19 protein-coding genes and 1 tRNA gene are annotated in these 24,641 nt (G+C 60.5%); 9 read left to right on the forward strand and 11 right to left on the reverse strand.

The features are described 5' to 3' along the window. The first annotated feature begins 31 nt into the window (after window positions 1-31). A complete protein-coding gene (locus tag H3U89_RS06170; RefSeq protein ID WP_198180223.1) occupies window positions 32-1,279 on the forward strand; it encodes an MFS transporter in 1,248 nt (415 codons plus the stop codon). Between the two features lie 45 nt (window positions 1,280-1,324). Here the strand turns inward: H3U89_RS06170 and H3U89_RS06175 are convergent, their stop codons facing one another. Genes H3U89_RS06175 through H3U89_RS06185 form a run of 3 tightly spaced genes read right to left on the reverse strand, consistent with a single transcriptional unit; the run spans window position 1,325 to window position 3,062 of the window. Further along, window positions 1,325-1,930: a DNA-3-methyladenine glycosylase gene (locus tag H3U89_RS06175; RefSeq protein ID WP_198180221.1), complete on the reverse strand. Its 606-nt coding sequence runs from the start codon at window positions 1,928-1,930 to the stop codon at window positions 1,325-1,327. Beyond that, a complete protein-coding gene (gene fdxA / locus H3U89_RS06180; protein WP_198180219.1) occupies window positions 1,927-2,313 on the reverse strand; it encodes a ferredoxin in 387 nt (128 codons plus the stop codon). Before fdxA ends, H3U89_RS06175 begins: the two co-directional genes overlap by 4 nt. After that, window positions 2,310-3,062, reverse strand: coding sequence for a helix-turn-helix transcriptional regulator (locus H3U89_RS06185; RefSeq protein ID WP_198180217.1), 753 nt, complete (start codon window positions 3,060-3,062; stop codon window positions 2,310-2,312). Before H3U89_RS06185 ends, fdxA begins: the two co-directional genes overlap by 4 nt. Before the next feature lie 58 nt (window positions 3,063-3,120). Here H3U89_RS06185 and H3U89_RS06190 point away from each other — a divergent pair, with 58 nt between their 5' ends. Beyond that, window positions 3,121-5,775 carry a multicopper oxidase domain-containing protein gene (locus H3U89_RS06190; protein ID WP_198180215.1) on the forward strand — a complete coding sequence of 885 codons (2,655 nt, stop codon included), beginning with the start codon at window positions 3,121-3,123 and terminating at the stop codon, window positions 5,773-5,775. A gap of 25 nt (window positions 5,776-5,800) precedes the next feature. Here H3U89_RS06190 and H3U89_RS06195 read toward each other — a convergent pair whose 3' ends face one another. Further along, on the reverse strand, window positions 5,801-6,370 hold the full coding sequence (locus H3U89_RS06195; RefSeq protein WP_198180207.1) for a TM2 domain-containing protein: 570 nt from the start codon (window positions 6,368-6,370) through the stop codon (window positions 5,801-5,803). 450 nt (window positions 6,371-6,820) lie between these two features. Here H3U89_RS06195 and H3U89_RS06200 point away from each other — a divergent pair, with 450 nt between their 5' ends. After that, window positions 6,821-8,377, forward strand: coding sequence for a hypothetical protein (locus H3U89_RS06200; RefSeq protein ID WP_198180205.1), 1,557 nt, complete (start codon window positions 6,821-6,823; stop codon window positions 8,375-8,377). A 156-nt stretch (window positions 8,378-8,533) separates the two neighbouring features. After that, entirely contained in the window at window positions 8,534-9,019 is a 486-nt protein-coding gene (locus H3U89_RS06205; protein WP_198180203.1) for an NUDIX hydrolase, read from the forward strand. A gap of 14 nt (window positions 9,020-9,033) precedes the next feature. Here H3U89_RS06205 and H3U89_RS06210 read toward each other — a convergent pair. Together H3U89_RS06210 and H3U89_RS06215 are read right to left on the reverse strand one after the other, a co-directional pair. After that, window positions 9,034-9,110: transfer RNA gene (locus H3U89_RS06210), tRNA-Arg, on the reverse strand. Between the two features lie 38 nt (window positions 9,111-9,148). Further along, entirely contained in the window at window positions 9,149-11,032 is a 1,884-nt protein-coding gene (locus tag H3U89_RS06215) for a 1-deoxy-D-xylulose-5-phosphate synthase (protein ID WP_198180201.1), read from the reverse strand. 179 nt (window positions 11,033-11,211) lie between these two features. Here H3U89_RS06215 and purE point away from each other — a divergent pair, with 179 nt between their 5' ends. The 3 genes from purE (at window position 11,212) to H3U89_RS06230 (ending at window position 13,381) form a co-directional block, all read left to right on the forward strand. Next, window positions 11,212-11,718 (forward strand): 5-(carboxyamino)imidazole ribonucleotide mutase, encoded by a 507-nt coding sequence (gene purE / locus H3U89_RS06220; RefSeq protein WP_024626635.1) that lies wholly within the window; start codon window positions 11,212-11,214, stop codon window positions 11,716-11,718. Further along, window positions 11,702-12,868, forward strand: coding sequence for a 5-(carboxyamino)imidazole ribonucleotide synthase (gene purK / locus H3U89_RS06225; protein ID WP_198180199.1), 1,167 nt, complete (start codon window positions 11,702-11,704; stop codon window positions 12,866-12,868). The genes purE and purK overlap by 17 nt, the downstream gene beginning before the upstream one ends. 69 nt (window positions 12,869-12,937) lie before the next feature. Then, window positions 12,938-13,381 carry a Fur family transcriptional regulator gene (locus H3U89_RS06230; protein WP_198177442.1) on the forward strand — a complete coding sequence of 148 codons (444 nt, stop codon included), beginning with the start codon at window positions 12,938-12,940 and terminating at the stop codon, window positions 13,379-13,381. Here H3U89_RS06230 and H3U89_RS06235 read toward each other — a convergent pair. Further along, window positions 13,353-15,938 (reverse strand): bifunctional lysylphosphatidylglycerol flippase/synthetase MprF, encoded by a 2,586-nt coding sequence (locus H3U89_RS06235; RefSeq protein ID WP_198180197.1) that lies wholly within the window; start codon window positions 15,936-15,938, stop codon window positions 13,353-13,355. The two genes, H3U89_RS06230 and H3U89_RS06235, sit on opposite strands and share 29 nt — an antisense overlap. 54 nt (window positions 15,939-15,992) lie before the next feature. Then, entirely contained in the window at window positions 15,993-17,357 is a 1,365-nt protein-coding gene (locus H3U89_RS06240) for an alpha/beta hydrolase (protein ID WP_198180195.1), read from the reverse strand. Window positions 17,358-17,547: 190 nt separating this feature from the next. Here H3U89_RS06240 and H3U89_RS06245 point away from each other — a divergent pair, with 190 nt between their 5' ends. Both H3U89_RS06245 and H3U89_RS06250 read left to right on the forward strand, forming a co-directional pair. Further along, window positions 17,548-18,468 carry a metal ABC transporter solute-binding protein, Zn/Mn family gene (locus H3U89_RS06245; protein ID WP_198180193.1) on the forward strand — a complete coding sequence of 307 codons (921 nt, stop codon included), beginning with the start codon at window positions 17,548-17,550 and terminating at the stop codon, window positions 18,466-18,468. Window positions 18,469-18,595: 127 nt separating this feature from the next. After that, the gene (locus H3U89_RS06250; RefSeq protein WP_198180186.1) at window positions 18,596-20,743 is read left to right on the forward strand and encodes an LTA synthase family protein; all 2,148 of its coding nucleotides are present in this window, start codon (window positions 18,596-18,598) and stop codon (window positions 20,741-20,743) included. Here H3U89_RS06250 and purD read toward each other — a convergent pair. Genes purD through purF form a run of 3 tightly spaced genes read right to left on the reverse strand, consistent with a single transcriptional unit; the run spans window position 20,740 to window position 24,630 of the window. Further along, on the reverse strand, window positions 20,740-22,011 hold the full coding sequence (purD, locus tag H3U89_RS06255; protein ID WP_198180184.1) for a phosphoribosylamine--glycine ligase: 1,272 nt from the start codon (window positions 22,009-22,011) through the stop codon (window positions 20,740-20,742). The two genes, H3U89_RS06250 and purD, sit on opposite strands and share 4 nt — an antisense overlap. Before the next feature lie 15 nt (window positions 22,012-22,026). Beyond that, window positions 22,027-23,079 carry a phosphoribosylformylglycinamidine cyclo-ligase gene (gene purM, locus H3U89_RS06260; RefSeq protein WP_198177448.1) on the reverse strand — a complete coding sequence of 351 codons (1,053 nt, stop codon included), beginning with the start codon at window positions 23,077-23,079 and terminating at the stop codon, window positions 22,027-22,029. A gap of 45 nt (window positions 23,080-23,124) precedes the next feature. After that, window positions 23,125-24,630 (reverse strand): amidophosphoribosyltransferase, encoded by a 1,506-nt coding sequence (purF, locus tag H3U89_RS06265; protein WP_198180182.1) that lies wholly within the window; start codon window positions 24,628-24,630, stop codon window positions 23,125-23,127. Window positions 24,631-24,641: the final 11 nt, after the last annotated feature.

Consider the following 24,641-nt stretch of genomic DNA (forward strand, 5'->3'; position numbering starts at 1 on the left):
TGCCGCTGATATTGAGAAGGAGGCAAGAACGATGGAACCGGCCCAAGGCACGTCTAAGTCCAAGGACACAGGGGTATTGGCCAGACGGAATCTTGGGGTTCTGGTCGGAATCATGGCCTTGGCCGTCATGTCGCGGTTTGACTCCATTATCTCCCCTTCCGTAGCGGCCATTCAGGCATCCTTTCCTCATGCTGATCCTTCCACCGTTGAGTCGGTGGTTTCCATCGGCTCTTCGGCTGCCATAGTTTCCGCCCTTTTATTCGGTCAGCTCTTGACCAGAATGAGTTTCAGAACCGCCGGCTGCATCAGCTGCCTGTGTGTCGCACTGGGTGGCTTGATGCCCCTTTTCGTGCACAGCAGCGTAAGCCAGCTGCTCCTGTTCGCTCTGGTCGTCGGGTTCGGCGTAGGTATCGCCACTACTGTTCTCCCCAGTCTGTCGGCCAGGTTCTTCCGCGGGAAGAAGTTGGCGGCGCTGATGGGGCTGGTCTTGGCTGTTCAGGATGGCTCTTCCATGCTGGTTCTTGCTCTGGGTGGTGTTCTGGCCAAGGGAGGATGGCTGCACAACTATTGGCTCTATTTCCTGGCCTTGCCTGCCCTGGTCTTGGTCATCTTCATGGTCCCCGGTGTCGGTGCCGTCGAGGAGGAGTCGGAAAAGGCCGTAGGTTCTAAGGCATCGTGCTCCCAGAAAAGAGGACAATGCTGGTGGGCTACAATTTCCTGTATTCTCATCGGGTTTCTGAGCATTTTCCTGGTCGCGGTCCTGTACAACAAGCTCGCGGTCTACATAGCCAAGTACGGTCTGGGCGGCACCAGCGCAGCCGGGGTGGCCCTGATGTTCAACACGGGTTCCTCGGTCGTCATCGGGCTTAGCATCAACGCCATCAAGCGGATTTGTCGACAATGGACCATTCCGGTCGCCTTCCTTCTGATGGCCCTGGGTGCCCTGCTCTTCCTGACCACCCGCTCCTTCCCGCTGGTTTGTTTATCGGCCTTTTTGGTTGGTTCGGGCAGTGCCATCAATATGGCTACCTGCCCCTTCCTCCTGTCCAATCTGACTCCACGCAAGCGCTATCCACTGGTAATGGGAATCTTTTCGGCCACCACCAGCCTCGGTTTTACGGCATCCACCTGGGCCTTCAAGGCTTTTTCATCAGTGTTTGGTCTGGATCCGGTAACAGGCAGTTTCATAGGCATGCTGATCATCGCTCTGCTGGCTGCTGTCATTCTCTCGCTTGTCCGCTTCCAGAGCTGTGTTGAATCCCGCTACATTGAGCAATAGCCACCTTTTAGGCTGTAGAAATCAGAAGTATAGGATTCCGTCCTTTCATCGCGACAGGTAGCGGTTACCGGTGATGACGAACCGTCGTAGGGTCTCTTTGGCATGGGAGATGCCTATTCGCGGGGTTGCCGTGATGGTCTCGTCCTGATTCAGCCCTGCGGCTGCCAGGCGTATGGGCGGTTTCCTGAGGTCATGGCCGTAGTTACGCTTGTCTATGTCCAATGCCTGGCAGAGCTTGGCGGGGCCGTTGGTTAGTTCCCGATCCGGGTGACTGCCGTGCCTGTGGCTGCGTAGAAGATCCAGACCCTGCACTGGCTGGCAGGCTCGAATCAGTACCCCGGCGCCGAATCCGTCCTCCTGACAGGAGACGTTCATGCAGTAGTGCATTCCATAGGTAAAGTAGACGTACATGTGTCCGCTGGGGCCGAAAAGGGCATCGTTGCGGGCCGATCGCCCGCGATAGGCATGGCTGGCCGGATCATTCTGATCGTAGGCCTCGGTTTCCACGATCCGAACCCTGGCCTGTTCACCTTCCGACTCGTAGTCCCGGATGATCAGGCAGCCCAGAAGCATCCGGGCGGCCTGATCCACAGGGCGGTCCAAAAAGTCAGGGAAGACCAGGTGACCGTCCTGGCTTGAACCGGCCTTCATTCCGTTTGGTCCTTGCGTACCCAGACCGCGCGCTGGCCGCGTGATTCCGCCTGGATGCAGACGAAGTTATCCTGGTGGGGCAGGGCGGCGACCTGTGGATGGTCGTGATCATAGGGTCCCCGGGCCTGGGCGCCGCCGGCATCACCGACCTGGGCAAAGAAGTCTTCGGAGGCATCCTTGAACCAGGTCCATTCCTCTGGCAGGTCCTCTTCATAGAAGATCGCCTCCACGGGGCAGACCGGCTCACAGGCGCCGCAGTCGATGCATTCGTTGGGGTTGATGTATAGATTCCTGGGGCCCTCGTAGATGCAATCCACCGGGCATTCGTCCACGCAGGCCTTGTCCTTGACGTCCACGCAGGGCTGGGCAATCACGTAGGTCATTGCTTTACTTTCCTCCTTGGTTTGTTGTCCACTTTCGCTACTTTCAAGAAGCATCCTTTTGGCGATGACAGGGGTTTCAGCAATACACGGGCCTTTTGATCCTTGGCCGCCTTGCTGCTGCCCTCCACGATTCCTTGGACCATACCCAGATGGATTGTGCAGATAATGGGATGGGCGTTGACGCTGTCCAAGAAGGGGCATGAGGTCAGATACAGACTCGCTGAATCCGGTTCTGCCGTAACCGGAGCAAACCCCAGGGTGGCCAAAGTGTTCAACAGTGTCTGCTTCATGCTCGATGACACACCCTTTTTTGCATTCCCCCTGCTTTGTCTGGCCAGGGCACGGCCCCAGGCCTGACCTGCTTTCAGTGCAGCCCTATCCCTACTGCCAGTATCGGGGCAGGCGGTTTCCAGAGCCATGCAGAGCGAGGAGATCATATCCTCCTGGGTGTGGTTTGTGGATGTGGGGGAGTAGATGACAGGCGGTCTGCCCCGTCCGGCTGATTGACCATCGCTGTCGTTTCTCCGGCGGACTGCTTCGCCCTGTTCGACCAGATGTTCAAGATGGAAACGAGCGGTCGTCGGATGGATGCCAAAGGCAGCTCCGATCTGCTGTGCGGTCAGACCTGTGCCGGTCTGTTCGGCCGCCATATGCAGATAATCCAAGATTGCGGAGCGGATCTCCTCACCGCTTCTGCGCTTGCCGTGGGCTTGGACCAGTTGTTTACGGGCTTGAATTTCCTGACTCATCGATTAAATTGTATAACTATCAAATTTATTATCAAACCAGGACAAGGCGGACAGACCCATGCACAATGACCCGAAGATGCGCAAGTCCGGCGGCAGGACGGCCTTGCCCAGGTCCAGGATGGTCCTCCTCATCGGCGCAGGCCTGGCTGCGATGCTTGGCCTTGTTGCTGCGCTGATCCGCGCGGATCTGATCCATCCCTCAGGCAAGGTACCCCTGGCTGATCTGCACGGCGGGCTCATGGTCTATGGGTTTTTGGGCGCTGCCATTGGTCTTGAAAGGGCAGTGGCCTACCGCAGCGGGGGATCCAGCAAACCTACATGGGGATTTCTCGCTCCTGCCTTGGGTCTGCTGGGGTCTTTGCTCTGCCTGCTGTCGCTGATGGTTTCGAGCCCCGCTGCTGCCCCGGCATGGGTCAGAGTGGAGTTTTTTGGCGGCATTCCGTGGACTTTGTCCATGTTGGTCCTGACAGCCATGTACTTGGCCATCTGGCGTCGGCAGCCTTCTGCGGAGGTGCTCATACAGGTCCTCGGATCCCTGGTGGGTCTGGTCGGGGCTGCTGCATGGGTTGCAGGATTGGACGCCTCGGTTCTGGCTCCAACCTGGCTCTTCTTTCTGATTCTGACCATCGTGGGGGAACGGGTGGAACTGGCCAGGGCGGTCTTTTCGGATGTCCGTCTTGAATCGGGGATTCTGGGGCTCAGCCTCCTGGCGGTCCTGATGCTGCCGGTCCAAGCCATGGCGCCTTCGGTCGGCTATCCGCTTCTGGGGCTGTCCCTGGGACTGCTCCTCCTGGTCATGGCCAGTCATGATGTGGCCAAGGGCACCTTCCGTCATGGAGGCCTGCCAGGATTCATGGGCACCTGCATGCTGTCGGCCTACGCCTGGGGGCTCCTGGCTGCCCTCATCTGGATGGCGGCACCTCTGGATTCCAGCACCTACTGGGGCGACATGGCACTGCATGCCTTGGCTGTGGGATTCATCATGACCATGGTCATTGCCCATGTCTGCATGATCGTCCCCTCCGTCATTCGCAGGCCTCTGCCATTTCATCCGCTCCTTTGGGGTGCCTGGGCGCTTATGCAGGTCGGTTTGCTGATCAGACTCCTCGGAGCCATCCGGCTCTACACGCCCTTGTGGAAGGCGGGGAACCTGCTGAATGTCCTGGGAATCCTCTCCATGATGCTGACCGTGGTCTACCTGGCTGCTCGTGGCAAGCAGGTCCTGGCATCCAAGCGCTACCGTCGGCGCCAGCCAGAGGGTTCACAAGCCGAACATGTTGGGACCCTGGCCCTGCGGATGGACCTGATTGCCACCTCGGCTACAGTGCTGGTCCTGGTGGCCGCCGTTGTTTTGATGGCCCTGCGGCCGACGCTGGCCGTCTCGGTCGGGGCTGCGCCCACCGGGGGCGTCCAGGAGGCTTCATCGAAGAGCGTCCAGCCGACGGGTCACATCAGCCGAGCTTCAATCAGAGTAAAGGGGATGGCCTTTGTGCCGGATACCATTACCATCGAGGCAGGCGACCGGCTGGTTGTAAATTTTCAGAACACCGGAGATCAGCGGCATGACCTGGTTTTCGCCAATGGCAAGAGCACGGGGTCAGTTCCGGTAGGCCAGAGCGTCTCGGTTGACGTAGGAATCCTGGGGGGCGACACACTGGGCTGGTGCTCCTTGGCAGGGCATCGTCAGATGGGCATGGAGCTCAAGATCAGGGCAAAGGGGGGAACCGTGGCCGAGCAAAGTCGGTCCTCTGCAGGGAAGGCAGTGCAAAGCCATGTCCCATCAGCCGCCAAGCTCAAGTCGCAGGCTGAGAAGAGCGACCCCGCCAAGGCCGCCCTTCCGCCACTGGACAATCATGGGAATGCTGGAACCAGAAAATACACGCTGGACGTCAAAGAGCGCAAGGAGCAGGTGGCAGCAGGGTTTGATCGCACGGTCTGGAGCTTCGACGATGCGGGCGATCCACGGGATAAGGGGTCGCGGCCCCTGGCTCAAGGTCCGGTGCTCAGAGGTCGGGTGGGGGACACCTTTGAAGTCACCATCAGAAACAAGGGCAGCATGAGTCATTCCATTGATTTTCATGCCGGACCGGCCGTCCCCCAGACCATGATGCGCAACATAGAGCCAGGCAAGGAGCTCCTGTACACCTTCACTGCTGATCGGGCAGGCATTTGGATGTACCACTGCAGCAGCGAACCCATGTCTAACCATATAGCCAACGGTATGTACGGGGCCGTGGTCGTCGATGACGGCACCCTGCCGCCGGTAAATGCGGAGTATGTTCTGGTCCAGTCCGAAATTTATCTGGGGTCCAATGGAGGGACCGCCGATGCTGAAAAGGTGGCGGGCATGAACCCGGATATCATGACCTTCAACGGACGGGCCTTTCAATATGACGCCCACCCCCTCAAGCTGGGGAAGGGGCAAAGGGTCCGCATTTGGGTTCTGGATGCGGGTCCCAACCAGCCGCTGTCCTTCCATATTGTGGGCACCCAGTTCGATACGGTCTGGACCGAGGGCCGCTATCTGATAGGCGGAGGTGCAGGCGTGAATTCTGCCGGCGCTTCATCGGCCGGAGCGCAGGTCCTGCCCCTGCTGCCGGCCCAAGGCGGATTTATCGAGCTCAAGGTCGATCAGCCAGGCGATTATTCCATAGTCAACCATGTCATGAGCCTGGCCGAGAAGGGTGCGCATGGCATCCTGCGGGTGTCGTGATGCTATCAAGCGGCGTCCGTCGCCTTCAATCCTGCAGCTGGAGTCCCTTGCCGTCCATGTGGTAAGGCGAGCCTGGATGTGAGCCAAGAATCTGCGCACCTTCGACGATGGCCCAGATTGATGAGATGAGAGGGCCGATGAAGAGGACGAAGATGGTGATCAGCAGCTGAGCTACCCCGCGCCCGGTCTTGCCCAGATAGAAGTTGTGTATGCCGAAGCCGCCCAGGAAGAAAGCCAGGATGGCCGCCGTGACCTTCGACTTGTTCGACATGCCCGGCCCGCTGATATATTGGGCCTGAAGCTGCCAAGGTTGAATTTGGGCCGGTCCGCTGGTGCTGTTGGATTGAGGCGTATATGCGGTTTGGCCATAGGGATTCTGCGGCCCTCCCTGGGCGTTTGAAGCCTGCCAGGACTGATCCGCATCAGGGTAGCCATCGGCAGCTGTCGAAGGATTCCCTTGTTGGGAAGCGGACTCGTAGTTGTTGTTGGCAGGCTCCTGACTGTATTCCTTGTGGCCAGAGTCATAATGGTTTTCCTGAGCCGGGTCTTGGTTGTCGCCTGCTTGCTGATCTGTTGGTTTATGCCAATCGTTCATGGTTGCCTTTCCTGTGGATGCCATCGTGGGAATGTTCCATTATATCTCCGGGAGGGCTTGATTAAGGGGAGGGGGGCCTGGCGAAAACTGCTCAGACAAGTCTTAGAAAATAGAGCTAAGGATTATTTGGCCATGGATATGCGCTCTACGCCGTTGCCGGCGGCTTGTTCTGTGTCTCGAATAGGACTTGCAAGAGCAGAGCGTGAGCTTGCAGACAGCAAAGAGGGTCAGTGAGCAAGGTTCTCGTTTATAGGTACGGGCATATTCAAGTTTCCGCTCATGTGCATATAACCTCCAAGGGAAGCGGCAACAGCGGCGTAGAATATTCCGGGTCTCAATGACCAACGCAATCGGTCCTTTTGACATTTTCTTTCATGACTAGTTGCTAGTACTGCTTTAAAGGGGGAATGTCCTGAACGAGCAGACAAACACGAGGTCTAGCATAAAGACATGAGTCAGAGCGTATGCCCATATGCCATCATGCTGACCAATTTCGATTCAGAGGAACAGCTGAACGATTGGAATCAGGTCAGGCTTCTATGCAACAACCAGGATAAGCAAAAGTGCGATCAAGAGCGCATTCCAGAGGTGAATTCGGACTTCTGGTCAGATGGTACTGACGGCGTGAGCATCTGCGAGAGAACCATTCAGCAGCATCCGCAGTTTCTCGAACGATTTGCAGGCATTCTCAGAACGGCATTCCTCTATAGTCCCCAAGTTCTTGTCACTGATGCTGAGCTCTTGGATGGCGTCTATTTTCTGGCGTTTGGTCCTGATGTCGTTCTTGATCTTCTCGGGCAGAATGGTTATGAAAAGCCTTTCCTCACCGTATCCGGCAGAGAGCCGACCTTGGAACAGTGCTTGCTGCGCTTCACTACAGTGCCACCTGATAATCAGCATCAACCTTCGACTGAAGAAGAGACGGTTAACCTGCTGGATATAGGCACGCTGCGTCCGCTTGAATATCAGGTTTTACAGAAGACCATCACCTCTGAAGAAAGTCAACGATTTGCTCTACAAGCCAAGGCTGTCTTGAATGAGCATGCAGGCGATCACTGGTCGATAGCTCGAAGAATTGCATACTTGTACGCTGCATACTGCCAGCAGGATCCGTCTGAGGGTACCTGCCAATTGCTGGCTCAGCGCTGGCAGGAATGGATAGATGCCGAACGGAAGGGTCTCATCAGGTATGAGCAACAACGTTCTCAAACCGAGTCGAATTCCGGCATCGTCCGTAGCTTTAATGATGCCTTTCTTCCTGTTGTCAGCGAAAACGCCGATTGCCTGCGTTCCTGGTGTTCCGCATCCAAGGCGGACGAGGCAGAAAAGACCGCATTTCGGGATGTCTTGGACAAGATATGTCGTGAGCCGCGGCGGTCCAAGGCCTTTGCGCTTATCAGGCATTCTACTTTGCCCTTGGGCACGACTGATTGCAATAGGACCATGGAATGCGACCAGCAAACGCTGGTGGACTGGTATCAGTTCGTCTACCGCTTGGCAATGGCGGATTACCTGGGCTGCTGCCTTATGGCCGTGCAAAGCAAACCGAATTCGTATGAGCGCTATGCAGGCCGGGCAGGTGGACGTTCATTGATGCTGTCGGGCAAGGTCACAGAATTGTTGGGGCAGATGCCTTCCGGCTGTTTCGTGCAGTTCTGTTATCAGTCAAGAGATGCGATACAGCAGTGGCGTAATTGTCGACCGAACGCCCCTGACTCTGACCAGCAGCGGCATATTCGTAACATTGCCTATTGCGTTCAGAAGTTTGCATCGCAGCTTGATCGAAAGCTGGATAACTCAAAAATCATCAAGCAGTTCATTGCGACACTGATTCTCGCATCCATATCTGTTATCTGTGACAAGATTATTTTTTCAGGCTCAATGTCCATTGTCCTGATATTGGTTGCGGCCTGGTTCATTGAAGTATTTCCCGAGTTGCTGACAATGATGGAATGGATGCACGACCAGCATACGGCAACACAAACCATGGTATTCGCTCAACGGTAATCATCGACCAGGAAGGTGACTGTGAAAAACGCTGATGAGTTGAGGCCTAGGGTTCCTCTGCAGGAAATAAGGCGTAGGAAAGTCTTCGAGGAAGCCGGGGGAGCCGACTTTACCGTGACTGCTGTGGACGTCAAGGTGAGGGACACAGGTGCAAACATGACCTTGCACGTGGCATCTGTCAAACAGGGTCGACCGGGTGTGATCTGTGTGACGGTCGTAGAACGAGGGGGGGAGGACTTCTATCTGATAGCGCGCCACTGGCGGGTCGCTGTAGAAGACTGGCTGTGGGAATTTCCGCGAGGCATGGGGGAGCAAGGCGAGAATCCTCAGACCACAGCCATCCGTGAATTGCACGAAGAAACCGGATTGCGGGCTCAGCCTGACGCCGTCCGTCAGTTGCACAGGCTTCATGCCGATGCCGGAGTGCTTCAAGACGACGTGCGGGTGATGGAAATACGGCTTGATGACGTTTCATCCATTCCTGTACTCGATAGCGTCAAACAAGGCGGTGATTGGGAATTGGAGGATCTGCAATGGCTGCGGTCAGCTGATATTACCAATATGATCCGTGATGGACGACTGATTGATGGGCCTACCATTGCCGCATTCTCAATACGAGAGATTAATAAGCACAGGCAGTGAGTTCGTAGTGCAATTGGTGACCCCGGAGAGATTCGAACTCTCGACCTACAGATTAGAAGTCAGTTGCTCTATCCAGCTGAGCTACGGGGCCAAACCCTTTCATTGTACCCGCCTGGGTCCACCGGCGGGTCAGATCCATGAAGCCTGGTCGGTAAGGGCATCCGATATGGCTCGAGTCATTGCCGGAACGGTCATGCCATACCTTTCCAGCAGGGTGGTCTTGGGGACACGGTCGTTGAACTCCTTGGCCGCTCCGAAGGCCAGGGTGTGAACCTGACTAGGTCCGTAGTATGCAGCCACGGCTTGACCCCAGCCGCCGTCCAGCTGGCCGTCCTCGATGGTGACCACCAGGGAGTGGGTGCTGGCCAGGGCCTCCAGGGTCTGCTCATCCAAGCGGTCATAGCGATGGGGATCCACCAGTGTGGGTTTCAGCCCCAGGGACGACTTCAAGGAATCAGCCAGGTCACGACCCAGGGGCAGGGCATCGCCGAGAGCCAGCAGAGCCACTGTCCTGCCTTGTTGCAGGATGCGGTAACGATCCCAAGGCTCGCCTCCGGTCGTGGGATCGGAGGTTGCCGGCGCTATTGGCTTGCCTGCGCGTTCCGTTGCCAGCGTGCGCTCGCCGGGCACCCTGATGACCACGGGCTGCCGGGCCGGACCCGTGGCCCAGGCCAGCATGTCTAGGAATTCGGCCCCGCTGGTCGGAGCCAGGCAGATCAGTCCGGGGATGCCTCGCATCATGACCATGTCGGCCGTGCCTGAATGCGTGGCATCGGTTTTGGCAACGCCGGTTGAGAAAACCAACAGGGTCACCGCGCTGCCGTTCAAGGCCATCTCCTGCTCGATCTGGTCGTAGGCCCTCTGGAAAAAGGTGGCCGAAGTGGCGACCACGGGCGTGCCTCCGGCCTTGGCGATGCCCGCGGCATAGGCTATCGCGTGAGATTCGGCGATACCCACGTCCCGGTAATGGTTCCCGGCCCGCTGGCGGAAGTCGGGATCGATACCGTTGGACAGAGGCGTGGCGGGGGAGATGACTATCAGGCCCGGCTCTTGTGGGAACCTGGCCTCCAGGGCCTGCATGGCCATTCTTCCGTAAGTCTTTCGTGAGTTGGGCAGGCGACCCAGAGAGTCCAAGCCGTCCTGCCAGTGGTTGGCCTCCACCGGACCTTCGGCGGGCAAATCCGGCAGGGAAGTCATATGGGCTGTTTGCCCATCGCCCTGGGCCATGGAAATCGGGCCGATCTGCCCCTGACTGCCCTGCCCAAGCCCCAGGCCCTTGCGGGTGTGGATATGGACCACCACCGGATGATCGGTGTCCTTGACCTGACGGAAGGCCTCGATCAGGTCCTTAATGCGGTTGCCCTCCTCCACGTAGCGGTAGTCCAATCCAAGGGCGCGGAAGGGATTGTCTGAACTGCGTCCCCCACTGGCACGCAGGGCCGCCAGGCTCCTGTAGAGTCCTCCGTGGTTCTCGGCGATGGACATTTCGTTGTCATTGACCACGATAATCAGGTTGCCCCCCTGTTCTGCAGCCCAGTCCAGCCCCTCGAAGGCCGGCCCGCTGCTTAGGGAGCCGTCACCGATGAAGGCGATGATGTTGGCCTTGCCGCCGGTTGCATCCCGCTGGGCGGCCATTCCGCAGGCCAGGCCGATGGAGGTGCCGGTGTGCCCCAGCATGAAGTCGTCGTAGGGGCTCTCCTTGGGCGAGGTGAATCCAGACAGATCCTCCTGTGACCCAGGGTCCGTATAGGCCCGGCGCCGACCGGTCAGGATCTTGTGGGTGTAGGCCTGATGGGAGACGTCGAAGATCAGATGATCATGAGGCATATCGAAGACGTAGTGCAGGGCGATGATGGGCTCGATGGTGGCAAGGTTGGAGCCCAGGTGGCCGCCGTGACGTCGACAGAAGCGGATCAGCAGCTGACGGATCTCGCCGGCCAGTCGAGTCAGCTCTTCCGAAGAGAGAACCTTCAGATCCTGTGGGGAGTCGATGCTGTCCAGAAGCTTGCCCATAACCCTCCTGTCGGTTTCTGTAATGCAATCCAATGATTCTAGGTCTGGTACAGGGGTTTGGAACCGCTGAAAGCTCGATGTTCACCAGGCCCGGCCCTTACATCCATAGGACCGTCACGATTGGCTGGCTTCTCCCCGGTCTTGCGTAGTATCGAATGTGCATGAACATTGGAGGGCCAATGGCTGACAATACACATGAAGGGGCACGCGTCGCAGTGATCATGGGATCATCGAGCGACTGGGAGACGATGAAGGAAGCCTGTCGGATGCTGGACCGGTTCGCTATCGTCTACACCAAGGAGGTCATCTCCGCCCATCGCACACCCGGGCGCATGGCGGAGTTCGCGCATCAGGCCCGGAGCCAGGGCATAGGGGTCATCATTGCCGGGGCCGGTGGGGCAGCCCATCTGCCGGGCATGGTGGCGGCCCAGACCACGCTGCCGGTCATCGGGGTGCCCGTGAAGTCCCACGCCTTGAGCGGGGTTGATTCACTCCTGTCCATTGTGCAGATGCCTGCCGGTATTCCTGTGGCGACCACGGCCATAGGAGCATCCGGGGCTACCAACGCCGGTCTGCTGGCGGCTTCGATTCTCTCCATCAATGATCCGAGGCTGGCTCAGGCCCTGGATGACTACCGTGCCGAGCTGGCCCGATCCGTGGAGGCTTCCAATGCCAAGCTTGTCTGAGGAGACCAGGGGAAGAATCGACCACCTGGAGCCGGGGTCCGTCATCGGTATCGTGGGTGGCGGCCAGCTGGGACGGATGATGGCCCTGAGCGCCCGCTACCACGGATTCCGTATCGGTGTGCTGGACCCCACACCCGATGCTCCCGCGGCCCAGGTGGCCGACTTCCAGGAGACGGCCGACTATGACGACCTCGACGCTATCAAAAGGCTTGCCGACCGCAGCGATGTGCTCACCTACGAATTCGAAAATGTGGATGCCGACGCTCTGGATCAGGTGAGGGACCGTGTGGCCATTCCCCAGGGGACCGATCTGCTCAGGGTAACCCAGGACCGGGTCCACGAGAAGACCTTTATCAACCGCCATGGCATCGATACCGCCCCTTGGAGGCAGGTTGACAGTCTTGAACAGCTTGGCTCAGCCCTGAAAGAGCTGGGAATGCCCGCTGTGCTCAAGACGCGAACCGGCGGCTATGACGGCCACGGTCAGGCGGTCCTGCGCACGAAGGAGGATCTTCAGGCCCTGCAGGCGCGGATGAAGGGCCGGGACCTCCCGCCCTCCGTGCTGGAAGGGTTCGTGGACTTCGCCTTCGAGGCCTCCATACTGGTCTCAGGCAACGGGAAGGACTATGTCACCTTCCCCATGGTGCGCAACGAGCACCGTCACAACATCCTGCACATGACTCTGGCGCCGGCCCAGGTCGAGCCTGGGATGGCCGACCGGGCGCGTGACATGGCCCTGACCCTGGCTGACGGCTTCAAACTGGCCGGGACCTTGGCCCTTGAGCTCTTTGTCATGCCCGATGGCGGTCTGGTGGTCAACGAGTTGGCCCCACGCCCCCATAACTCCGGTCACTACACCATCGAGGCCTGTTCCATGGACCAGTTCGATGCCCATGTCCGGGGCATCGCCGGGTGGCCCCTGCCCAATCCCCGCCTGCTCAGCCCCGCGGTCATGGTCAATGTTCTGGGCCAGCATGTGGCACCGGTCAGAAGGTTGCTTGGTGAGCATCCCGAATGGTTCCTGCATGATTACGGCAAGGCTGAAGTGCGCACCGACCGCAAGATGGGGCATCTGACCGTGCTGACCGACGATCTCGAGCAGACAGCCAAGGATCTGGAGGCCACAGGCTGCTGGTCCGACCTGGACTGAACCGAATCCTCACATCTGTTACGGCAATCCGGATGTAGGCTTGGTGGAGCCCAAGGAGTGTGTCTAATCATGAACGCTGGCTCATCCGTCGGTCGCCGGACGCGGCAGAAGAACGCCATCTGGAGGGTTCTTCAGGCCCAGAACGACTTCGTCTCAGCCAAGGAGCTGCACAGGCTCCTTCGCGATTCAGGCCAGCGAATCGGCTTGGCCACGGTCTATCGTCAGCTGGGGTCCCTGCATATGTCCGGCAGCCTGGACTGCATTGAGCATGGAGGCATTCGCCTGTACAGGGTCTGCCTGGCCCAGCGGAGGCACCACCATCATCTGGTCTGTGAACGCTGCGGCAGGACTGTGGAGATCAGCCCGCCGGACGATGGCTGGCTGAAGGACGTGGCGGCTGAACATGGTTTTACGGTCTCCTCGCACACCTTGGAGGTCTACGGCCTGTGCAGCAGTTGTCGGGGCCGCTCCGGTCAGACAGACGTCAGCGATCCTCCCGGCCCTTGGGCATGATGGTCTTGATGGCATCCCAGGCCTGCGAAGCCTTGAGATTGGGCAGGTAGGCCTGGACCACGGCCAGTCCGATCTGGGCCAGCTGGGCCGGGTCGGGGTAGCAGATATAGACCGGGTGCTCACTGGGCTGGAACTTCTTCTTGAAGAAGAAGAGGGAACGGAAGCCGTAGGCCGGTTCCATCAGGTCGGCCACCAGATGCAGGGCATGCTGCAGGAAGGCGGTCCGATCCTCGCCGCCGTCCATGCCGGCCAAGGGAGCGGCCGACAGGCTCATGAATTCCGCCGTGCCCTGGTCGCGCAGCCGCTCAGCCATGCGTGCTATCAGGAACTCCATGATCCCATTGGGGCTGTCGGTCCTGTGCCTCATGAAGTCCAGGGTCCAGCCGATCACCTGGCCCTGGCGGTAGGTGGGCATCCAGCTGGTCACGGCCAGCACCTTGCCCTGGTCGTCCACGGCGTAGAGGATGGCCATGCGCGGGTCCCTCAGCTCATCCAGGCCGCCCAGGGTGAACTTCATCTCAGGCAGCGCCTTGAGTTCGGCCCACTGCTCGGAGATGTCCACGATCTGCGACTGGACGTCCCAAGACGCGTCGTTGAAGGTGGTCAGCACGTCGGTGATGTTGTCACGCTTGGCCTTGTTGATGGCTGTGCGAATGTCCTGCCACTTTTTGCCCTTGGTCTGCCAGAGGCTGGGGGTGACAACCATCTCCGTGCCGACCGTCAGGGTGGACCAGCCGCCTGCGGCCAGCAGATCGCGTTGGGGCTTGTGGACGCTGTAGAAGACCGGTGACCAGGAGTGGGCGGTGCAGAAGCGCGTGAATTCGTCCAGGTCGTCCGCATATTCATCAGGGTCGCCGAATGGGCCAGTGGTGGTCAGGGCTATGCCGTGCAAAAGCCGGTAGGCTATGCCGGAGTGGCCGCTGGGGGAGAACCAGTAGCTGTTGCCCTCCCAGGTGGTCATGAAGGACATGCTTTCACCGCCGTATTCGACCAGCTTGTCGGCCTCCTGGCGTTCGCTGCCGTTCTGGATGACCGAGCTGCGCATCCAGGAGAGTAGGACCACCAGGACCACCAGCCAGAAGATCAGTCCTATACCGTGGCTGACTAGTCTGCCTGTGGGAGTGCGCGGCACCAGTGTCGGAAGGAAACGTGAAGCCACTCCATTGGGCAGATAGAGCCCGGGCAGCTGGGAGAGTGCCCTGCTAGTGGTGGGCCGTGGATTGAAGGAGCCCGGACTAATGGCGGTGAAGGCCATGTAGCCCATGGCGGTGGCCAGGAAGGCCAGGACGATGGCCGCCCAGCCCAGTTGCAGACGTGAGGTCTTGGTCCGGACCAGGAAGATGCCCAGGTTGCGCACCAGGAACCAGCTGAGAATCAGCGGAGGCAGGGTGATGATCAGCAGGGAGGGCATGGCGCCGTGACGGATGGCCTGGTTCAGGCCTTCGCCGATGGTCAGTGGGAATACCAGGAAATAGAGCAGGGCCATGACGACGGTCAAAGCGTTGAGGACCACACCGGTGACAGCGGCGACCCGTCGGCCATGGTAGATGCCCCAAGCCGCAACCAGCATAACGAGGGTGGGCATGACCAGGGCGGAGATGCCAGTGGGGGCATGGCCGGCGACCAGGCCGTAGTGGGCGTAGCAGCTGACCTGGTTGTTTTCCTCAAGGCAGCGAGACAGTGCAGCGCTTCCGCCTGTATTGGAGCCCATGAATGTACCCAAGGGAGTCAGGAAGCCGGCGCGAATGCGGGAGGAAACGGTGACCAGGGGGCCGAGAGCGAGAACCGTGGCGACCGCTCCCAGCAGGTGGCGGGTCTCGTAGGATCCGCTATGGCCATGCGGGTTGGCATCCTGGACTGGCCCGTGCCAGAGGTGCCCGGTCAGGTGCCCGATCAGCGCGGCCGCCAGGGCGCAGTAGGAGCCCGGATTACCGGTGTAGAGCACCATAAGGATCAAGGCTGTGTAACCGATGGTGGCGATCCTGCGTCGCCAGAGGAAGTCGCTGAAGGGAATGGATGCCATCAGGGAACCGACCACCAGGATGATGGGGCTGAGCGACATGGGCACTCTGATGAACCAGGCCCAATGATTCTGGAGGGCGTTGATCAGCCAGCAGATGATCAGACCGACCGCCGCGCCGCCTATAGCGCTGATGACCGCTGCCAGCACGGTGCGCCTGCGCCCCAGCCTGGTTTCGGCGATGCATAGCATTACCAGCACCAGGGCAACGTCGATAGCCAGCGGCAGGGGACCGGGGGTGATGACCAAGGACACCAGTAGGCGTGCAAACTGGACCAAGAGCGGGGGGCGACCCTGTCCATGGAAGGGCCGGGAGGCCCGACGAATGATCAAATCGGACAGGGGCATGCCCAGCCGGTTTCTGCCGGGGATGCGCAGCAGCCAGATCAGCAGCCAGCTGATCAGGTTGAGCAGGATCAGTCCGAGGCTGAAGGCCAGTGCAAGGGCGTGGCGTCTGACCCATCGTGCCAGGTCTGTCAGCAAGACACTCTTGGCTGAAGGCTCCATCAGTCTGGATCGCTTATTCGTTGTCTGCATGATTGCGGCGGCTCTTTCTGCTGATGATCTCTATTGATCTGCTGTATCGGCGCTTCAGCTGATGTTCATCTCAACAATATCCGGAAAGTCCTGGACTGGTTGGGATATTGGCCCAAGACCCATGGCTTCGCCAAGCCATTCCAGTCCGGGCTTCCAGGCGGTCTTGACCGTGTGCCAGTCATGGCCCGAGCCCTGGGTTATGACGGCCTCCACGCTCATGCCTGCCTGGTCTGCGGCCTTGGCGATGACCATCATATTGTGTTGGGACTCCTTGTCGTTGGAACCAGCGGCAGTGAATAACCGTTGGCTCGATGGCGCCCGATCAGCGATGGCTTTGGCAGGAACCTGGGCCAGGAAGCGTTTCCGGTCGCCGCCGAAGTAGTCGTGGATCATCCGGTCCTGTCGACCCTGGGTCGGTTCCAGCTCCCCATCGGCGGGGAGCATGTTCCCGTAGACGTCGGGATGCCGTGCACCCAGCTGTGTGGAGCAGGTCCCTCCCTGGGAGAATCCTCCGATGGCCCAGAGCTGGGGTTTGCTGTCGACCGGCAGGTTGGCCCGGATCCACCTAGGCACGTCACGGCTCAAATAGGTTTCAGCCTTTCCATAGACGGGGGAGTCTACGCACAGGCTGTTGTGGAAGGAAGAACCGTTCTGGTCGGGGGAGACCACCACCGGAGCCAGTCCATCGTGTTCGGCGGCGTAAGCATCCATCATGGCGGGGATGGATCCGGCGGTGAAGAGCCGGTCGGGGCTGCCGGGCTGACCGGCCAGTAGGACGAAGACGGGCAGGGCCGGAGGCTTCTTGCTCAACGCAGCGGGAGGCAGGTAAATATCGGCCGGTCGGGCCAGGAAACGGGAGCTGTCATTGGGGATGTGCACGCTGTAGGAGCGACCGGTGCGGGGATGGGCCGGCAGGTCGCCCCGGGAGGCCCTGGCGCGCCACTGGGCCACGCTCATGGCCGGTCTGGCCGCCTGATGACTCCCATAGTCAGGATAGAGGGTGACGCTGAAAAGGGATCCCAGTGTGGTGAACTCCCCATAGATGATATCCACCCGCAGCCCGGTGGACAGCAGACAGAGCAGGACGCTCAGGGCTGCCAGGAGCCTTCGCCATCCATGTGCAGTAACGAGGATGCATACGGCGAACCCCACAGCTAGGAAGCCCAAGGCCACGGTGATGATGACCATCCAACCCAGGGAGACTCCGAAGAGCATGAAGACGTCGGAGACCAGCCAGGTGGCCAGCAGTCCCAGGGCTCCTATGCCTACGGCGATGGCGACCTGCCTCAACAGGGTCCGCCAGCGTCCATGGGTCAGTCCGGTCAACACCAGCAGGGCCAGGGCCAGGGCCGTCAGGGTGAACAGCGTCGTGGGCAGCCATCCCTGGGTCAGATGGACCTTTGCCAGCCATGTACCCATGCAGTTCCTTCCAGCAAAACGTATCCGCAGTTCAGTATAGGGAGTGTTCAGGCGGATGATTGCCATTTGCCTGGGCAACCTTTCTGGCCATTGGTTGTTCTATGGTAGATTTATTGATAATCAATCTCAGTAACGCTCGTAGGGTTTGTCAAATGACCCCCACGTTGTTGCCAGGAAGGAACCCATATCCATGCATGCCAGCAGCCCACGCCTTCGCCGGACCCGCACCTTGGTCGCCGCCCTTCTGGCCGGACTGACCCTGCTAACCAGTCTGACAGGCTGTGGGAATAGCGAAGCGTCCTCGTCGCCCACCGGGTCCGGCCCTTTGCAGGTGGTGGCCAGCATCAATCAGTGGCAATCCCTGGCCGAGGACCTGGGCGGCGACCAGGCCCAGGTGGACACCATTCTGAGCAACACTTCGACTGATGCCCATGACTACGAGCCGACGACGGCCGACATCGCCCGAATCAGCCGTGCCGATCTGGTCATAGTCAACGGGGCCGGCATCGACGACTGGGCTGCCAAGGCCGCTGAAACCGGGCAGGCCAAGTTGGTGGACATATCCAAGGCATCGGGGCGCAAGGCCGGCGACAACCCCCATCTCTGGTTCTCTTCCCAGGGCAGGAGCGCGGCTGCCAAGGCCGTGCATGAGGCCTATCGGCAGCTGCGTCCAGGCCGCGAGGCCGATTTTGACAAGGCCTACCAGGACTGGCAGGTTCGACAGACCCGGCTGGACAATCTGATAGCCGATGTGCGCAGGCAGACCCAGGGACGTCACTATGCGGCCACGGAATCGGCTGCCTATTATCTCTGTCATGACCTGGGCATGGAGGACCTGACCCCCGAGGGGTACCTGCGGGCGGCCGCCAACGAGAGCGAGCCTTCGCCCGAGGACCTGGTGGCCTTCCGTCATCTGCTGGCATCCGGGCAATTGGACATGCTGGTGCTCAACGTTCAGGAGGTCAATCGAACCTCCAAGGATCTGGCCATTGAGGCGCGCAAGGCCCATGTGCCGGTCTTCGAGGTCAGCGAGCAGCGCCCCAACAAGTACCGGAACCTGGAGGATTGGATCAGCGCCCTGGTCCAGCGGGTGCCGGGCGCCAAGGCCTGATGGGTCCGCTCGCTCTTCATGTTCGCTAAGGGGTGTTTTCATGGGGCTTGTCGTCCTTAATGGGAACAATGGCACAGGTATCGGTAAAAGGCCTATGGGGCCCAGTCACCAAAGTCAGGAGTAAGCGGTGAAGGATCGTAAGCGTCAGCCCGGCCGGTGGACATCCTGGATGCAGAACATGACCGGACGTCTTCGGGTGCGTGGGTGGGTCTACCTGCTCGCCTTCATCCTGATTGACTTCCTGTCGGTAGGCATCCTTCAGTGGGGGGTCTCCCTGAACAGTTCCCGCGTAGAGCTGTCCAACCCGCTGATCGGCTTCTGGGGCTTCATCTCGGCCATGTGGACCCAGCGTCGGTTCGTCCTGGTGCTCAACATGCTGGCTATAGGCCTGGTTTACCTGGCCCTGGCCTACCTGACCAATCGCTTCTGGGCGGCATCGGGCCTGATTCTGGCCATCTGTGCGGTCATTGCGATCATCGAGCGTTTCAAGGTGCGTGCACGGTATGAGGCCGTCCTGCCCTCCGATTTGGACTTTCTCCATGCCGATGCGGCCAACCTGGTCTCCTTCCTGCCGGCCCGGTCCCTGATCATGATCGGGCTGGGAGTTGTAGCTTTGATTATTCTCGGATTGCTCTGCTGGGTGGTGACACGGATGGATTCCCGTCGCGGTCGTCCGGTGTCCACCGGCAACAAACCCCTGGGCGCCGGGCTGCGTACGGCAGGGGTCCTGGTCCCTGTCCTGGTGGTGGCACTCTTCATGTCCACTGTGGGCACCTACGGCAGCCCCGCCTACCGCTTCTCGCAGTTCATGGGCGACATACCCTCCATGTGGGACTCGGTCTATGATGCCCAGCGCAACGGGGTCTTCGTGTCCTTCTCCCGGCAGCTGCGGCCCAAGGTCATGGACCAGCCCTCAGGATACAGCCGTGCCACCATGCAGTCTCTGGCCCACCGCTACCAGCTTTCGGCGGACCGCATCAACCGTGACCGCAAGTCATATATGAATGAGTCGAGCCTGGTCTATATCCTCTCCGAGTCCTTCTCGGACCCCACACGGGTGCCGGGCATCGCACTCAACCAGGACCCCATGCCCCATATCAGATCCATCAAGGAGGGCACCACCAGCGGGCTCATGCTCTCCTCCGGCTATGGCGGGGGTACGGCCAATCTGGAGTTCCAGGCCATGACCGGCCTGTCCATGGCCAACTTCGATCCCTCGCTGACCTCTCCCTATCAGCAGGTCATCCCTCACCTGAGCTGGATACCCACGGTCAATCAGGCCTGGGGGTCCCCATCCAGGTCCCTGGCCTTCCACCCCTATGAGTCCTCCATGTACTCCAGGGCCGAGAACTACAAGAAGTTCGGCTTCTCGCACTTCTACTCGCTGACGGGCCCCGACCAGATAGCCCACCAGGACCGTATCGACCGCAGCCAGTATGTGGGGGACCGGTCCGCCTACGATTCCGCCCTGGAGCAGATGGGCGACGACAAGGGCAACCAGTTCGTCGAGGTCATCACCATGCAGAACCACATGCCCTACAACGACTGGTATGACGACAACAACTTCTCGGTCAGCTCATCTGACCCCAACATGCCCCTGGGCGACGATGAGATGCAATCCATCCGCACCTACGCCAAGGGGGTCAGTCTGACCGATCAGGCCACTGCCGATTTCCTGAACAGCCTGGACTCCCAGAGCAAACCGGTCACCGTGGTCTTCTACGGGGATCATCTGCCCGGCATCTATGGCACGGCCGGTTCGGACCAGCGCAACTCCCTGGCCCTGCATCTGACCGACTACTTCATCTGGTCAAACAAGGCCTCGGATGCATCGGGGACACAGGTCAGCAACAGCGCCTATTCCTCTCCCAACTTCTTCCAGGCCCAGGTGGCCGAACACATGGATACCAAGGTCTCTCCCTTCACGGCCTTCCTGACCGAGCTGCACGACAAGATCAGTGCCATCGAGCCCCCGGTGGCCAACCAGATCCAGGACTGGAACAGGATCCCTGCAGGGCAGACCAACTATCTGGATGCCCAGGGTCAGCCCATGAACGCCCGTGACTTCGATCCGGCCACCCGGCAGCTCCTGAACGACTACAAGCTGATCCAGTACGACATCATGGCCGGCAAGCACTACCTTCAGGGGACCGGCTTCAACACCACGCCCACCCGCCATTCGGATGCCGCCCGGCAGAAGGCCAAGGAACAAGCCCGCCAGGAGGAGCAAAGCCAGGATAAGGACAGCGGGGACTCGACCAGCTCGGCCAATTAGGCTTCCAGGCCGCGGTGGCCGATGTCGTGCCGATAGAACAGGCCGGGCATCGACAAGCCGTCCAGCCGGGCATAGACCCGGTGGGCTGCCTGGGCCAGGTCGTCGCCTTGGGCCACCACCAGGGCGGTCCTGCCCGAGGACGATGTCAGACCGGTTGAAGCCGAGCCGGACACTCCGGCGTAGTAGGCTCTGAGGTCCTGCTCCGGAGCAATCAAGGGCACGGGCACCCCGGTCTTGGGGTTGCCGGGATAGCCCTGTGCTGCCAGGACCACTCCAAGGCGGCTGTGGGAGTCGTCCCAGGTGAATTGCGGCTCTCCGCCCTCCATCAGTGTGCGGATGGCCGTGCCCAAGTCGCTGGTCAGTGCAGGCAGCACCACCTCGGTCTCCGGGTCACCCAATCGCGCATTGAATTCGATGACCTGAGGGCCTTGATCGGTGACCATCAACCCCGTGTACAGGACCCCGGTGAAGGGACTGCCTTCCCGGGCCAGGGCACGGACGGTGGGTGCGACGATGGTGTCCAGGGCCTTTTGGGTCAGTTCCGGGCCGAACTGCGGAAGAGGGGAGTAGGCCCCCATGCCGCCGGTGTTGGGACCCCGGTCCCCGTCATAGGCTGGCTTGTGGTCCTGCGACAGTGGCATGGGCCAGAACTGCTCACCCCGGACGAAGCACATGAGCGAGCACTCCTGGCCCACCAGCTGATCCTCGATGACCACCTGGGCTCCGGCCTGCCCGAACTTATGATCGATGAAGATGGCATCCAGGGTCTGCATGGCCTGGTCAAGGTCGGTGGCCACCGTCACACCCTTGCCCGCAGCCAGCCCGTCAGCCTTGATGACCACTGGTGCTCCGTGCGAGCGCACATAGGACTTGGCACCGTCCAAGTCATGAAAGACCGCATAGTCGGCGGTCGGGATTCCATGCCTGCGCATCAGGTCCTTGGCAAAGCCCTTGGATCCCTCTATGCGGGCCGCAGCCTTGCTGGGCCCAAAGGCGGGGATGCCGGCAGCCTGCAGTTCGTCGACCAATCCAGCCGTCAAAGGAGCCTCGGGCCCGACGAAGACCCAGTCGATTCCCAACTCGCGTATGGCAGCGATCAATTTTTCGGGTTGTGTGGGATCCTCTCGAAGCAGGCTGATGCCGTCCGATTCCATGCCCGGGTTGCCCGGGGCGCACCAGACCCGATCCACTCCTGGCCCGGACAGCAGGGTGGTGGCGATAACGTGCTCCCTGGCTCCCGATCCGATGACCAGTACCTTGTCCGCCATGATGGGCTCCTCTCGCTATTGCTGACGACCGTCTTCGTTAAGAATGACCTGCTGGCCGTTTTGGGCACCTGTCACCCGACCGATCAGGGCGTAGGGCTCCTGCTCCTCATCCAGGACTGCGCGGGTCTGGTCCAGCCGGTCAGGGGAGACGACCAGGACCATCCCAATGCCCATGTTGAAGATGTTGTACATCTCCAGATGGTCGACCCTGCCCATCTCCTCGATCATCGTGAAGATGGGCGGCACCTTCCAGGAATCGAGGTCGAAGCTGGCAGCCAGACCCTCGGGCAGAATCCGGGGTACCTTCTCCACGAAGCCGCCCCCGGTGATGTGCGCCGCACCCCTGAGCAGGCCAGAGGCGAAGAGCGGGCGCAGCGCCTTGACGTAGATGCGGGTGGGCGTCAGCAGTTCCTCACCCAGGGTCCGTCCGCCAAGCTGGTAGGGCCGGTCCTCCAGCTTCATGCCCCCCTGGTCAAGCAGGACCTGACGAATCAGGGAGAATCCGTTGGAGTGGACTCCCGAGGAGGGCAGGCCGATCAGCTGGTCGCCTTCTGTGATGGCCGAACCATCCACCAGGGACTCCCGTTCGACCACGCCCACGGTGAATCCGGCCAGGTCGTACTCGTCGGGCTGGTACATGTCGGGCATCTCGGCGGTCTCCCCGCCTACCAGGGCGGCCCCGGCCTGGACGCAGCCGTCGGCGACGCCCTTGACCACCTGCTCCAGCAGAGCCGGGTCGTTGTGCCCGCAGGCGATGTAGTCCAGGAAGATCAGTGGCTCGGCCCCCTGGGCGATGATGTCATTGACGCACATGGCCACGCAGTCCTGGCCGATGGTGTCATGGCGGCCGGCCTCCCGGGCCACCATCAACTTGGTGCCTACGCCGTCGGTGCCTGAGACCAGGACCGGGTGGCGGTAGTTGAGTGCAGACAGGTCGAAGTCGCCGCCGAAGCCGCCGATGTCACCGGCGCCCGGCCTATGGGTTCTGGCCGTGTGGGAGCGGATCCTGTCGATCAGTTCGTATCCGGCCTCCACCGATACCCCAGCCTGTTCATATGCCTTCGGCATGGTTGCCCCTTTCTCTGCCCTGTCTGTCCTGCTCTTCGCTGGTGCTCATTGGTCTGTTCTCCGGCTCGACCCTGCAGGCATGTCAAGCCCATAGGATCCCTTGGAGGCTTCCAGCCGGGCCCGGTCCTCCGGAGTCAGCGAGGCCAGGAAACCCTGCTCGTAGTCGTCAAGCCGCGTTGGGTAGTCTCCGTTGAAATAGGCCACGCAGAGCCCTTGGTAGGGTGCATCACGGCCCAGACCGATGGATTCCACCAGACCGTCCAGACTCAGGTAGGCCAGGGAATCGGCCTCGATGGCTTCCCTGATCTGCTCCACGGACTTCTTGGCGGCGATCAGTTCGGATGTCCGTTGAATGTCGATGCCGTAGTAGCAGGGGTAGCGCAGGGGCGGGGAGGCGATGCGCATGTGCACTTCGCTCGCCCCGGCCTCCCGCAGCAGACGGACGATTCTACGCGAGGTGGTGCCTCGGACGATGGAATCGTCGATGACCACCACCCGCTTGCCGGCCACGACACCGTGCACTGCTGCCAGTTTCATCCTGACTCCCTGTTCGCGCATGGCCTGGCTGGGTTGGATGAAGGTGCGTGCCACATACTGGTTCTTGATCAGTCCCATCTCGTTGGGCAGCCCGGCCGCCTCGGCATAGCCTGAGGCTGCGGAAAGGGAGGAGTTGGGCACCCCGATGACCATGTCGGCGTCCACCGGGGCCTCGCGGGCCAGCCTGGCTCCCATCCTCTTGCGGGCCGAGTGGACGTTGACCCCGTAAATATTGGAATCGGGCCTGGCGAAGTAGATGAATTCCATGGAGCAGATGGATAGGCAGGTCTGATCGGTATAGCGCTCGATGCTGTAACCCGAGTCATCCACACGGACGATTTCGCCGGGGCCGATGTCACGCACCAGCGTGGCGCCGACCAGGTCCAAGGCGCAGGTCTCGGAGGCCAGGACATAGGCCCCACCTGGCAGCCGACCCAGCGAGAGGGGACGGAAGCCGTTGGGGTCCATGGCTCCGATCATGGCGTCCTCCGTCATGAGCAGGTAGGCGAAGCCGCCATGGACCTGGCGCAGGGCCTGTTTGAGCGCCGCCATGAAGTCCTTTTCGGGGCTGCGGCGGATCAGGTGCATGAGCACCTCGGTGTCGGAGTTGGAGTGGAAGATGGCTCCCTGATCCTCCAGCTGTGCCTTGAGGCTGTTGCAGTTGGTCAGGTTGCCATTGTGTGCCAGGGCTATATCCCCGTCGTGGAAGCGGAAGACGAAGGGCTGGATGTTCTCGATGGACCCCGATCCGGTCGTGGCGTAGCGCACATGGCCGATGGCGCGGTCCCCGGTCAGCGGTGTCAGGCTGGACTCGTCCGGGAAGACCTGAGTGAGCAGACCCAGACCGCGCCTTCCGATCAGCTGCCCTTGGTCGTTGGAAACGATGCCGGCACCCTCCTGGCCGCGGTGCTGCAGGGCGTGCAGGCCGAAGTAGGTCAGCCGGGCGGCGTCGGGATGTCCCCAGACCCCGAAGATCCCACACTCCTCGTGGATGCCTTCAAGCTCCAACGACATGGTTTATGTCC

Origin of the sequence: Bifidobacterium sp. W8104 (assembly GCF_016100735.1) — a bacterium.
In the GTDB taxonomy this organism is placed as follows: Bacteria; Actinomycetota; Actinomycetes; order Actinomycetales; family Bifidobacteriaceae; genus Bombiscardovia; species Bombiscardovia choladohabitans.